This window comes from Allopontixanthobacter sp. (assembly GCF_034376665.1).
Lineage (GTDB): Bacteria > Pseudomonadota > Alphaproteobacteria > Sphingomonadales > Sphingomonadaceae > Allopontixanthobacter.
The window spans coordinates 1-12,483 of sequence record NZ_JAXMJI010000055.1 but is presented as its reverse complement, the minus strand read 5'-3'; the positions used below and the strand labels follow the sequence as shown (position 1 = coordinate 12,483).

General features: G+C 60.1%; 14 protein-coding genes. 8 read left to right on the top strand and 6 right to left on the bottom strand.

Annotation, left to right across the window (positions count from 1 at the left end; translation table 11 throughout):
- Window positions 1-16: 16 nt before the first annotated feature.
- From U0988_RS05625 to ribH, 3 genes are all read left to right on the top strand, one after another.
- Window positions 17-1,828 carry a multicopper oxidase family protein gene (locus U0988_RS05625; RefSeq protein WP_322291649.1) on the top strand — a complete coding sequence of 604 codons (1,812 nt, stop codon included), beginning with the start codon at window positions 17-19 and terminating at the stop codon, window positions 1,826-1,828.
- A 126-nt stretch (window positions 1,829-1,954) separates the two neighbouring features.
- Window positions 1,955-2,302: a PilZ domain-containing protein gene (locus tag U0988_RS05620; RefSeq protein WP_322291648.1), complete on the top strand. Its 348-nt coding sequence runs from the start codon at window positions 1,955-1,957 to the stop codon at window positions 2,300-2,302.
- Window positions 2,303-2,396: 94 nt separating this feature from the next.
- Window positions 2,397-2,816 carry a 6,7-dimethyl-8-ribityllumazine synthase gene (gene ribH / locus U0988_RS05615; protein ID WP_322291647.1) on the top strand — a complete coding sequence of 140 codons (420 nt, stop codon included), beginning with the start codon at window positions 2,397-2,399 and terminating at the stop codon, window positions 2,814-2,816.
- Window positions 2,817-2,837: 21 nt separating this feature from the next.
- On the opposite strand, the gene eno is transcribed toward ribH, so the two are convergent.
- Together eno and U0988_RS05605 are read right to left on the bottom strand one after the other, a co-directional pair.
- Window positions 2,838-4,124 (bottom strand): phosphopyruvate hydratase, encoded by a 1,287-nt coding sequence (eno, locus tag U0988_RS05610; RefSeq protein WP_322291646.1) that lies wholly within the window; start codon window positions 4,122-4,124, stop codon window positions 2,838-2,840.
- Window positions 4,121-4,294: a hypothetical protein gene (locus U0988_RS05605; protein ID WP_322291645.1), complete on the bottom strand. Its 174-nt coding sequence runs from the start codon at window positions 4,292-4,294 to the stop codon at window positions 4,121-4,123. Before U0988_RS05605 ends, eno begins: the two co-directional genes overlap by 4 nt.
- A 25-nt stretch (window positions 4,295-4,319) precedes the next feature.
- Here U0988_RS05605 and U0988_RS05600 point away from each other — a divergent pair, with 25 nt between their 5' ends.
- The 5 genes from U0988_RS05600 to U0988_RS05580 all read left to right on the top strand — a co-directional run bounded on the left by U0988_RS05600 (window position 4,320) and on the right by U0988_RS05580 (window position 6,709).
- Window positions 4,320-4,967, top strand: a complete 648-nt coding sequence (locus tag U0988_RS05600; protein WP_322291644.1) for a hypothetical protein — start codon at window positions 4,320-4,322, stop codon at window positions 4,965-4,967.
- 72 nt (window positions 4,968-5,039) lie between these two features.
- A complete protein-coding gene (locus U0988_RS05595; RefSeq protein WP_322291643.1) occupies window positions 5,040-5,453 on the top strand; it encodes a phage holin family protein in 414 nt (137 codons plus the stop codon).
- A complete protein-coding gene (locus U0988_RS05590; RefSeq protein WP_322291642.1) occupies window positions 5,450-5,782 on the top strand; it encodes a hypothetical protein in 333 nt (110 codons plus the stop codon). Before U0988_RS05595 ends, U0988_RS05590 begins: the two co-directional genes overlap by 4 nt.
- Before the next feature lie 50 nt (window positions 5,783-5,832).
- Window positions 5,833-6,375: a hypothetical protein gene (locus tag U0988_RS05585; RefSeq protein ID WP_322291641.1), complete on the top strand. Its 543-nt coding sequence runs from the start codon at window positions 5,833-5,835 to the stop codon at window positions 6,373-6,375.
- Between the two features lie 82 nt (window positions 6,376-6,457).
- Complete coding sequence (locus tag U0988_RS05580; RefSeq protein ID WP_322291640.1) at window positions 6,458-6,709, top strand: DUF4170 domain-containing protein; 252 nt, start codon at window positions 6,458-6,460, stop codon at window positions 6,707-6,709.
- Between the two features lie 106 nt (window positions 6,710-6,815).
- On the opposite strand, the gene greA is transcribed toward U0988_RS05580, so the two are convergent.
- From greA to carA, 4 genes are all read right to left on the bottom strand, one after another.
- Window positions 6,816-7,283, bottom strand: a complete 468-nt coding sequence (greA, locus tag U0988_RS05575; protein WP_322291639.1) for a transcription elongation factor GreA — start codon at window positions 7,281-7,283, stop codon at window positions 6,816-6,818.
- Window positions 7,284-7,391: 108 nt separating this feature from the next.
- Window positions 7,392-10,715, bottom strand: a complete 3,324-nt coding sequence (gene carB, locus U0988_RS05570) for a carbamoyl-phosphate synthase large subunit (RefSeq protein ID WP_322291638.1) — start codon at window positions 10,713-10,715, stop codon at window positions 7,392-7,394.
- Window positions 10,716-10,739: 24 nt separating this feature from the next.
- The gene (locus U0988_RS05565; RefSeq protein WP_322291637.1) at window positions 10,740-11,363 is read right to left on the bottom strand and encodes a hypothetical protein; all 624 of its coding nucleotides are present in this window, start codon (window positions 11,361-11,363) and stop codon (window positions 10,740-10,742) included.
- A gap of 32 nt (window positions 11,364-11,395) precedes the next feature.
- The coding region (gene carA, locus U0988_RS05560; RefSeq protein WP_322291636.1) for a glutamine-hydrolyzing carbamoyl-phosphate synthase small subunit at window positions 11,396-12,483 on the bottom strand (1,088 nt) is incomplete at its 5' end.

Below are 12,483 nucleotides of genomic sequence, written 5' to 3'. Positions count from 1 at the left end.
ATGTCGGGGGGCAACCATGGAAAAATCCGCTTTCTCGATGCTTGTGTCTGTCGCCATGGCAGCGGCATTGCAATTGCATGGTGCCGCAAGTGCACGATCGGGATCGGGATCGGGATCGTCGGCTTACGAACTTTCGGTAGAACGGGTGCAATCGCAAATCTATAATCCCTGGACGCAGGAGATGGACGTGGTTGAACTGCGCGCGTTCCGAAACGAGGGAGCGGACAGGCTGGTCGCGCCAGTGATGAGAATATCACCGGGCGAAGTTCTCAAGCTGGACGTGGAGAATAATCTGCCGCCGTGCGAGCCCGGTGACATTGAGAAGATCGCGTGTTTCAACTCGACGAATATCCACACCCATGGCCTCTGGGTTTCGCCGAGTGGAAACAGCGATAATGTCATGATTGAAATCCATCCCGGCCAGCGGTTCGATTATGAATTCGCGATCCCGGAAGATCATCCTGCCGGTACGTTCTGGTATCATCCCCACATGCACGGTTCGACCAGCGTTCAACTAGGGTCAGGAATGGCTGGCGCGCTGATCGTTGATGGGGACCGCATCCCTACCTTGAGCGCACCAGGTGACGTGGACATCCTCTTTCCCAGCCAAGGTGGCGCGGCCTTTGGAGAGCAGATATGGGTATTCTCCCAAATCCAGTACGCCTGCTTTGACGAAGGTGGGCAGATCATCGCGTCAGCTTCAAATGCTGCCTGGTCGTGCGCAAAAGGTGTTGTAGGCTCGGTGGAGCGATGGAGCCAGTTTGGACGAGACGAGGAGTTGGGCTCGGGCCGCTTTATCGGAATCAACGGGGAGGTGCAGCCGACATTGACCGGGGTGGAAACCGGGCTTTTTCAGCGTTTGCGGCTCATTCATGCCGGACTGCGCCGTCCGGTGAAGATGAACATTCGTCGCCTAGCCATCGGAGCGCCGGAATTACGCGGCGTTCCCGCAGAGAAACAAATGGAATGGATCGCGGAATATTGCACAGGTGAGCAGGTCGAGCTGTTCCATTTCGCGGACGATGGGCTCACGCGCAAGGCTATCCGGCGGGTGGATAAGGCCGTCATGTATCCGGGATCTCGCTTCGATGCTCTGGCGTATTTCAAGCAGCCCGGACTCTATTGTTTGGTAAATGATCAAACAGATCCGAGCAATTCCGATGATCGCAGTGTGCTTGGCATATTGAAGGTCAGCGGTGAAGCCGTGGCGGTTGCGGACATCGCTGCTCATCTGACCGAAACGCTGACCAATGCGGCCGAACAGCGCATAAGCGACGCGCGGGTGCGAAGCCGGGTTATCTCCGACCTCTCGAATGAATTGCAGATCAAATCCTTCACCTGGCACAGCCCAGTGATCGAAGACGAGATTACCGGCTACCAAACTGCGAAGATGAGCATTTTGGAACAAGATGATGGGTCATTCGCATTCAGCATAGACGGAAATACGTTTGAACATGGGCGCATAGACCGAACGCTTACTCTCGGTGATGTCGAAGAATGGGAGATCACGTCGGGAGAAGGAAGCCACCCTTTTCATATTCATGTAAATCCTTTCGAGATCATCTCGATCCGCGACGGACAAGGTCGTGACGTCACGCGCAAAGAAAGCGAGGCATACGATGCCGACTATGCCGGAATGATCGGCGGTTGGCGCGACACTGTGATGGTAAAGCCTGCCTACAAGGTAATTATGCGCACTCGGTACCGGCGTTTCGTCGGGGACTTCGTCATGCACTGCCATTTTGCGAGTCATGGTGACAGGGGCATGATGCAGGCAATCCGGATGGTGATGCCGGGACCTCACGCCGAGCACCAAGCGGTCCACTAGACCTCCGAACCGGAAGGCGAGAGCACACCCGACCATGCATCTTTGCCCGCCCGCGCTTTTTCCATTGCTTAACCCTGTCGGTGGTACACTCCCTATCCAGAATACCGATAATTCCCGAGGGTACCGATGAACAGCCAGCAGAAGATCACCCAGCATCAGCTGGACGTACTGGACGAGACACGGTGCACGCCGCGGTTCGATATTTCTGTTCAAGGGCGTTACCGGACCGGCAACGGGCTGGCGCGCCATGTGCCGATCTTCGAGATTTCGGAAACCGGTTGCCGGTTCTACGACCGTTTCGGCCGCCTGACTGCGGGCACAGACATAACCATCAAGATCGAGACTATCGGCCCCATCGTGGCAACCGTACGCTGGTCCAAGGATCACATCGTCGGTGTCCAGTTCGAGCGCCCAATCTACGGGCCGGTTTTCGAATTCATCCGCAACAAGCTGGCGCATGAGGACGAAGACTAGCCCTCTCCTGCCAGATGCTGGCGGGCGAAGACGCCAACTCTCTTTCCTATTGCATCCCGCCGAGCTATCGCGCCGCGACCAACAGGAGCAGTGAATGGCGCGTTTTCTTATCGTCGAAGCCCGGTTTTACGATCATCTCAATGATATGCTGGTGGACGGTGCCCGCTCGGCGCTGGCGGACGCCGGACATGAATGCGAGGTTCTCACCGTTCCCGGGGCGCTGGAAATCCCGGGCGCCATCGCGATCGTAGCGGAAAGCGGGCAATATGACGGCTTCGTCGCCATTGGCGTCGTCATCCGGGGCGAAACCTATCATTTCGAGATCGTCGCCGGGGAAAGCGCGCGCGGCATCATGGCACTGTCGATGGACGGTATCGCCATCGGTAACGGCATCATCACGGTCGAAAACGAGGAACAGGCCCTCGCCCGTGCGGACAAGACCCGCAAGGACAAGGGCGGCGAAGCAGCCAAGGCCGCCATCGCCATGTTCAACCTTCAGGCCAAATACGGCTAGTTAGCCGCAGCCTGGCGCCCGTTAACGGGCGAGGCGGCCAAAGCAACCCTGCCCGGCGTATATCGCGCTGGCACCCAGTTCCTCTTCGATGCGGATGAGCTGATTGTATTTCGCCAACCGGTCGGACCGGGCAAGCGAGCCAGTCTTGATCTGTCCGCAATTGGTCGCCACGGCGAGATCGGCAATGGTCGCATCCTCGGTTTCGCCCGATCGGTGCGACATTACCGAGGTGTAGCCGGCACGGTGCGCCATATCGACCGCCGCCAATGTTTCGCTCAAGGTGCCGATCTGGTTGACCTTGACCAGCAGTGAATTGGCAAGCCCCTGTTCGATCCCCATCGCCAGGCGCCGCGGGTTGGTGACGAACAGATCGTCGCCGACCAGCTGGACCTTGTCACCGATACTGTCGGTCAGCGCCTTCCAACCGGCAAAATCGTCTTCGTCCATGCCGTCTTCGATGGAACGGATCGGATAATCTTCGCAGAGCTTGGCAAGATAGGCCGCCATTTCGTCCGGCGAGAGCGACTTGCCCTCACCCGAAATTTCGTATTTTCCGCCCTTGAAGAATTCGGACGCGGCGCAGTCGAGCGCCAGAACGACATCGGTTCCAGCCTTGAAACCGGCCTGTTCGACCGATGCCATGATGAAATCGAGCGCATCGCGGGTGCTCGCCAGATCGGGCGCGAAGCCGCCCTCGTCGCCGACTGCGGTAGCGAGTCCCTTTGCGGACAGGCCTTTCTTGAGAGTGTGGAAGATTTCCGAACCCCAGCGGACGGCCTCTGCGATGCTGTCTGCGCCCACCGGCATGACCATGAATTCCTGGATATCGATCGGGTTGTCCGCGTGTTCACCGCCGTTGATGATGTTCATCATCGGAACCGGCAGTACATGGGCCGAAACCCCTCCGACATAGGCCCACAGCGGCATTCCCCGCGCGTTTGCCGCCGCCTTCGCCAGCGCCATGCTGGTGCCGAGAATCGCGTTCGCCCCGAGGCGCGACTTGTTGTCCGTGCCGTCCAGATCGATCATCACCATGTCGAGATCGCGCTGGTCTTCCGCATCCAGGCCGAGCAGCGCATCGGCGATTTCGCCATTCACTGCCGCCACCGCCTTGCTCACGCCCTTGCCGAGATAACGGCCCGCATCGCCGTCGCGCAATTCCACCGCCTCATGCGCACCGGTCGAAGCGCCGGAGGGCACCGCCGCTCTCCCGAAACTTCCATCTTCCAGCAGGATATCGACTTCTACAGTCGGATTGCCCCGGCTATCGAGAATTTCGCGGCCATGGATGTCGATGATTGCGGTCATGTTGGTGTATTGCTCCGGCTTGGGCTGTTGTAATTGACTAACACACCGCTTAAATATTGAAAGTTACGGCGCAATGGCGCTTTATGCGCCGGAACAAAGGCACGCAAGTTGCGTTGCACCACCAACCATCCGAACCACTCGTCTGGTTCTGGATTCGGCAGATAATTCACGCCGCACAGGGCAAAGGAAGACACCATGGTAGAGACCACACCAAAGCCGCAACCACCCAAACAAACCAATCCCAAACCCGCGACCAAGGCCAAGCCGGCAGCCAGGAAAGCGGCTCCTGCCAAGCCTGCGGCAACGGCGGCTTCGGCGACCACTTCGACCAACGGTACGGCCGAGGCAAAGACCCGTTTCAACGCTGCGCTGGAAGAAGCCAAGGCCGGTGCGGCCGCCCTGAAGGCGGAAGCTGCCAACCGGGCCACTACCTACCGCGCGCAGGCGAAAGGTAAATCTTCCGAACTGGTCGGCGAAGCAAAGGAATACGGAGCCGAAGCCAGGGTCAAGGCATCCGAACTGGCCGCTGAAGCCAAGGTGAAAGCCACCGATCTTGCCTATGAAGGCAAGGCCAAGGCGAGCGAAGCGATTTCCTCTCTGAGCAAGATCGTATCGGAGAATGCCGGGACGATCGACGAAAAGCTCGGGGCGAAATACGGCGATTACGCCCGAAGCGCATCGCGCACCCTGCAGGAAACGGCTGCCAAGCTGGACGCCAAAACCGTGGACGAACTTGGCGAAGACGCGCGCGAAGCCGTTCGCAAGAGCCCTGCGGCCGCTGTCGGTATTGCCGCATTGGTCGGATTCCTGTTCGCGCGCCTCTTTCGCGGGAAGCGCGGCTGATCTTGAATGTGATGCGGCCCGGTCCCGGCACCAACCCTGACCCGGGCCGCACTTACGCTTTAGGGGCGGCGAATGGTTGATGACGGAATACCCGGCGGGCACCTTCATACGGCGGATTTGCCCGAGGAGGTGGCGGAGGACAATTCCGCAACCCAGGGATCTTTGTCGGAAGACATCGTCGCCCTGATCGATGACGGCAAGACCTATGTCGAGGCCGAGATTGCATTCCAGAAGACACGACTTGCCTTTGCGGCGGATCGCGGAAAATCCGGATTGCTGCTCGGCATCAGCGCCTTCGCAGTGCTTCATCTGGCGTTGATCGCGCTCGTCGTAGGGCTGATATTCGCTCTCTCACCGATAATTACCGCCTGGGGCGCGACGGCGATCATCGCGGGTATCCTGCTCATCGCCGGACTGATCCTGGGCCTCAAGGCCAAGGCCCGGTTCGAACGGCTTGTCGACGCTTACAAAGAAGCAAGCGAATGAACGACGAACTCGGCCTCAGACTCAAGGAAGACCGCCTGCTGCGCAATGCGGCCTTAGCGCTGCTGAAAGCCGATGTCGCCAATCTGCGTGCCGATCTGGCGGGAAAGGGTTTCGGCGAGCGCATCGTCGACCGGATCAGCGAAGGCGCGGTCGACATTTTCGAAGAAGCGGTTGAACTGGCTGACAGCAATCGCGGCGTCCTGGCGGCGCTGATCGGCGCAGTGCTGCTGTGGTTCGCCCGCAATCCGATCCTCGCCCTGTTCACCGATGACGACCTCGGTGACGAGGACGAGGAGGACAGCGATCGCGCGGAGACGGAACCAGCCTGACCGCCGAGCGCTTTATGCCTTGAAGAACTTATTTTTGATGGAGAAGACGCATGAACACCGCTGAGAACGGCCACGCGAATGGAACCGACAACAAGGAAGAGCAGCGGCGCGAAGAATTGCGCGAGAAGATTGCCGCCGGCGAAGCACGCCTGGCAGAACGTTCGCTCGGGGATTACGCGCGCGACGCGCGGGACAGCGCAACCGGCTTCGTGCGCGAACATCCCATTGCCACGGTTGGCGCCGCGCTCGCAATCGGCGTGGTGCTGGCTGCGATCATCCCCGGCCCCGGCCGCCGCTTGAGCAAACGGGTCGGCAACGAGGTAAGCAGCCGCGCATCTGCCTTGGCCGCCATCGCGGCGGAACTCGGCCTCGCATACGGAACCAGCCTCATGGATGCCGCAAGTAGCGCTGCCCGCACCGGACAGGACAAGTTGGAAGACATTGGCGACAGTGTGGGTGACAGTGCCCGCAACCTCCGCCGGGAAGCATCGCACCGTGCCGCCAAGGCGGGTGACAGCGCGGCAATCCTCAAGCGGAACGTCAGCCGCAAGGCCGGCCGTGCAGCCCGGGACTTGCGGTCACGCATCTCGTAATTACCGGACCGAACAGGCTTGCGCCGCGGCGGAAAATCCGTAACTGGCGTGCCCTCCCTCCCCGGTAAAACGAGAAATGCCCATGCCATCCCCGGATTCCGCGCTCCCATCCAAGCAGCTCCTGCACCTGGTGATGGGGGGCCGTGTCAAGGACCCGCGCTCGCTGGAATTCCAGGATCCGCACAGCGTCCATGTGGTCGGGGTCTATCCCAGCTACGCGGAAGCGGAAGACGCCTGGCGTGCCCAGGCGCAGCGGACCGTCGACGATGCGGAGATGAAATACGTCATCGTCCACTTGCACAAGCTGCTCGATCCCGGAGCTGCCGGGAAATAGTGCAGCGCTTTTAAGTGCAGCCGTCATCCCGGCGAAAGCTGGGAACTCTTTCGGAAATGTCAGACTTCGTCGAACCCGATCCCAGCTTTCGCCGGGATGACGGGGATCAGATGAATTCGATTTTCTTGACGAGGTAGAACTTGTCACCCGACGGTACCGAAACTTCGATCTCGTCACCGACATTCTTGCCGATAAGCGCCTTCGCGAGCGGCGAATTGTAGGAAATGCGGCCCTTCTTGGCGTCCGCTTCGGTCTCGCCGACGATCTGGTATTTCACCGGCTTGTCGTTCTCGTCGAGCAACGTCACGGTCGCGCCGAACACAATGCGGTCCCCCGACAGCGTCGTCGGGTCGATGATCTGCGCGCGACTGACCTTGTTCTCGATATCGGCGATGTAGGCTTCGACCTGCCCCTGACGTTCCTTAGCGGCGTGATATTCTGCGTTTTCAGACAGATCGCCATGCGCGCGCGCGGTCTCGATCGCATCGACGATCTTGGGCCGTTCGGCGCGGTATGCCTTGAGATCGGCGGTCAGTCGTTCGTAACCTTCTGCAAGCATCGGAACACTTTGCATGAAAACCTCATTCCATAATTGAGGCGTATTTTCAGACAGTTATCTGGATTGCCGGCCCATGGAGGCGGCAGCAAGCCGTCTTGATTGTCGAGAAAACACGCGGTTGTTTCAGCTATAATAGTCTTGTAGCGACCGGACTTCAAGTTGACTTGCATTAATCGCCACGATTGCCTGCGCCGCAGCCAGCGATGCAGCGGCGGTGGTGTAGTAGGGAATCCGGCTGCTCAACGCCGATGCGCGGATCGATTTGCTGTCGATATGGCTCTGCCAGCCTTCGGTGGTGTTGAACACCAGATCGACATCGCCATCGATCATCCGGTCGACGATATGCGGCTGGCCCTCGGCGACCTTTTTCACGCGCTCGACCGTCAGCCCCTGTTCGGACAGATACGCCTGCGTGCCCCCCGTGGCGATCACGGAAAAACCATGGTCGATCAGCATGGCCACGGCGGGCAGGATCGCTGGCTTGTCGCTGTCCTTGACCGAAACGAACAGCACACCTTTTTCCGGCAGAGCATCCCCTGCCCCCAATTGCGCCTTGTAGAATGCGGTCGCAAAGGTGCGGTCGATGCCCATCACTTCGCCGGTGGATTTCATTTCCGGGGACAGCACCGGGTCTGAACCCGGAAATTTGGTGAAGGGGAACACCGCTTCCTTGACCGCCATGTAATCCAGGTCGCGCCTGAACGCCGGGAAAGAGGCCAGCTTCTCGCCCGCCATCACCCGCGCGGCGATCTTCGCCACCGGCTGTCCGATCGCCTTGGCGACGAAGGGCACGGTGCGGCTGGCGCGCGGATTGACCTCGATCAGATAGACTTCCCCGTCCTTGACCGCGAACTGGATGTTCATCAGCCCGACGACATTCAGCGCCATTGCAAGTTCCTTCGCCTGGCGCTCCATTTCCTCCACAATCTCGGCAGGCAGGCTGTAGGGCGGCAGGGTGCAGGCGCTGTCGCCCGAATGGACCCCGGCTTCCTCGATATGCTGCATCACCCCGGCGACTGCGACCTGTTCTCCGTCGCACAGCGCGTCGACATCGCACTCAATGGCGTCGCGCAGATATTGGTCGATCAGCACCGGGGAATCGCCCGACACCAGAACGGCTGTGGCGATGTAATTGTCGAGCTGCGCCTCGCTATCGACGATTTCCATCGCCCTGCCGCCGAGCACATAGGACGGGCGCAGCAGCACCGGATAGCCGATCCGCGCCGCCACTGCGCGGGCTTCTTCCCGGCTGCGCGCAATGCCGTTGTGCGGCTGCTTCAGCTTCAGCTTGTTGACCAGCCGCGCGAACCGCTCGCGGTCCTCCGCCAGATCGATGGCATCGGGCGATGTGCCAAGGATCGGAATACCCTCGTCCTCCAGCGCCTGCGCCAGGCTGAGCGGGGTCTGCCCCCCGAACTGGACAATCACGCCGACCAGCTCGCCACTCGACATTTCGACGCGGAGGATTTCCAGCACATCTTCCGCCGTCAGCGGTTCGAAATACAGCCGGTCGGATGTGTCGTAATCGGTCGAGACGGTTTCCGGGTTGCAGTTGATCATGATCGTTTCGAAGCCCGCTTCCGCCAGCGCGAAACAGGCATGGCAACAGCAATAATCGAACTCGATGCCCTGCCCGATCCGGTTCGGCCCGCCGCCGAGGATGACGATCTTTCGCCGGTCGGTCGGATTGGCCTCGTTTTCCGGTTCCCCGAAGCTGGGGGCTTCGTAGGTCGAATACATATAGGGCGTGATCGCCTCGAATTCCGCGGCGCAGCTGTCGATGCGCTTGAACACCGGATGCACGCCGAGCTTGCGGCGGAGTTCGCGCACCTCGGCTTCGGACGTGGCCCCTGCCATCGCGCGCAGGGCATCGTGGAGCAGGCCGGACCGCCGCGCCTGGGTTTCGGCCAGCCCGCCCGCCACACCGACGGAACGGACCGCCAGTGTTGCCAGCCGCTTGTCCGAAAAGCCCATCGCCTTGAGCCTCCGCAAGCCCGCCGCATCGATCGGCAGGCCGTCGTCCGAAATCTTCTGCTCCGCCGCGATGATTGCTTCGATCTGGCGGAGGAACCATGGGTCATAGAACGTGATGGCGTGAATTTCCTCCACGCTCATGCCTTCGCGGAACGCCTGCGCAACCTGCAGGATGCGGTCCGGGGTGCGTTTGGACAGAGCGGCGGTCAGGACATCGCGGTTGACGCCTTCCAGCTCTACCATACGGTTGAACCCGTCCAGGCCGGTTTCCAGCCCGCGCAGGGCCTTCTGCATCGATTCCGCGAAGCTGCGGCCGATCGCCATGACCTCGCCGACCGATTTCATCGCGGTGGACAGATTGTTTTCCGCGCCCTTGAACTTCTCGAACGCGAAGCGAGGAATCTTGGTGACCACATAATCAATGGTCGGTTCGAAGCTGGCGGGGGTCGCGCCGGTTATTTCGTTGGTCAGCTCGTCCAGCGTATAGCCGACCGCCAGCTTCGCCGCGATCCGCGCGATGGGAAAACCGGTCGCCTTGGACGCCAGCGCGGAGGAGCGCGATACGCGCGGGTTCATCTCGATCACGATCAACCGGCCGTCCGCAGGATTGACCGCGAACTGCACGTTCGACCCGCCGGTTTCGACACCGATTTCGCGCAGCACAGCGATGCTGGCCGAGCGCATGATCTGGTATTCCTTGTCGGTCAGCGTCAGCGCTGGCGCCACGGTGATGCTGTCGCCCGTGTGGACCCCCATCGGATCGACATTCTCGATGCTGCACACGATGATGCAATTGTCCGCCCGGTCGCGCACGACCTCCATCTCGAATTCTTTCCACCCGAGCAGCGATTCCTCGATCAGCACTTCGCTGGTGGGGGATGCATCGAGCCCTTCGCGCACGATCCGCTCGAATTCCGCCTTGTTATAGGCGATCCCGCCGCCGGTGCCGCCAAGGGTGAAGCTGGGGCGGATGATCGCGGGTAGACCCGTGGTTTCGAGGACCGCAATCGCGTCGTCCAGATTATGCGCGATACCGCTGCGCGCGCTTTCGAGGCCGATCCGGTCCATCGCCTCGCGGAATTTCTGCCGGTCCTCCGCCTTGTCGATCGCTTCGGCATCGGCGCCGATCATGGTGACGCCGTATTTCTCGAACACGCCCATCTTCTCGAGGCTGAGCGCGCAGTTCAGCGCCGTCTGCCCGCCCATCGTGGGCAGCACTGCGTCGGGCCGCTCCTTCTCGATGATCTTCGCAACGACTTCGGGCGTGATCGGCTCGATATAGGTCGCGTCCGCCATATCGGGGTCGGTCATGATCGTGGCGGGGTTGGAATTGACGAGGACCACCCGGTAGCCCTCCTCCTTCAGCGCCTTGATTGCCTGCGTGCCGGAATAATCGAACTCGCACGCCTGGCCGATAACAATAGGACCAGCGCCGATTACGAGGATCGAGGAGATGTCAGTACGTTTGGGCATAAGAAAATTTCCGTTGGTATTAATTTAATTAAATAGCGTCTTGATCGCTTCGACGAGCAAAGTGCCACGCGCCATTTTGAAAGATACCCGCAGTTGCTCTTCAGCTAATTCTAGGGCCATTATGACTCCAACCTTGAGCTGAAGGTATGTAAGATCATAGGCGTTCCACATTACTCGGGCGGCTTTCAAACCCGTAATCAGTGAATGATGTTCGTCGCCTGAGATGTCATTTGGCTTAGTTGCAGTAGCGATATCGATAGCCTCATCGATTGCGTCAGCTACATCCTTATAACTCTGGCTATTATGATCTAGAGATACCATCCTGTCGGAGCCTGGGATGGCTAGTAGTGGAGAGTACTCTGGTGCTTCTGAACGGGAGTACTCTGGCGTTTCGGAAATGTTTGCGAGCAACACATTAATCGGCGGGAGAATCTCCGCGCGCTCTATTCCCTCGTTCGTCAAAGTGTAGTTCGTGTCTGATGTCTCATCGTATTGGTCTATTTTGATGAGGCCATCTTCCGCGAGGATTGCCAGAAGGCGACGCGTATATCCCCGAGAAAAGTTGTCATCTAACTGCTTGTGTATTTCCTCGGTACTAAGGGCCTCAAAGTCAGCATAGCGGTAAAGGGCTTCAAATGTAGCTGCCAAGACAATCGATTTCGCCTGACCGAAAGACGCCCTCACCCCAACATCCCCACAAACCGCTCGAACAGGTAGAAGCTGTCCTGCGGTCCCGGGCTGGCTTCGGGGTGATACTGCACCCCGAAGGCCCGCTTACCCTTCACCGCGATCCCGCAGTTGGAGCCGTCAAACAACGACACGTGGGTTTCCTCCACGCTATCGGGCAATGTCGCGCCGTCCACTGCGAAACCGTGGTTCATTGAGGTGATTTCCACCACACCGCTGTCGAGCCGCTTGACTGGATGGTTCGCGCCGCGGTGGCCCTGGTGCATCTTGGTGGTCTTCGCGCCGGTCGCCAGCGCGAGCATCTGATGGCCGAGGCAGATGCCGAACAGCGGCACGTCCGCCTCCAGCAGCGCCTTGATCACCGGCACTGCATAGACGCCCGTTGCCGCCGGATCGCCCGGCCCGTTGCTGAGGAATACGCCGTCCGGTGACAGCGCCATGATTTCGTCCTGTGTGGCCTTGGCCGGAACGACCGTCACTCGCGCTCCGGCTTTCACCAGATTGCGGAAGATATTGTCCTTCGACCCGTAATCGATGGCGACCACGTGGGGCAACTTGCCCCCCTCCGCGCTGCTGTAGCCGCTTCCCAGCGTCCACGAACCGCCTTCCCAGTCCTGTTGCTTTTCCCGGCTCACCCGCTGCGCAAGATCCATTCCCTCCAGCCCCGGCCATGCCTTCGCCCGTTCCAGCAGGGCAGGCAGGTCGAACAGCCCATCGGGCGAATGCGCGATCACCGCGTTGGGCGCGCCGGACAGGCGGATGCGGCGGGTCAGGGCGCGGGTGTCCACGCCGGAAAGGCCGATCTTGCCGTTTGCCGCCATCCATTCGGTGAATTGCTGGGTGCTGCGGAAATTGCTGCTGGGGGTGATTTCCTCGCGCACCACGCAGCCGACTGCGCCCTCTACGGCGCTTTCGACATCTTCGGTGTTCGCGCCGACATTGCCGATATGGGGGAAGGTAAAGGTGACGATCTGGGCAGCGTAGCTGGGATCGGTCAGGACCTCCTGATAACCGGTCATCGCGGTGTTGAAGCACACTTCGCCCACTGCATCGCCCGCCGCGCCAAAGCCCATGCCCCATA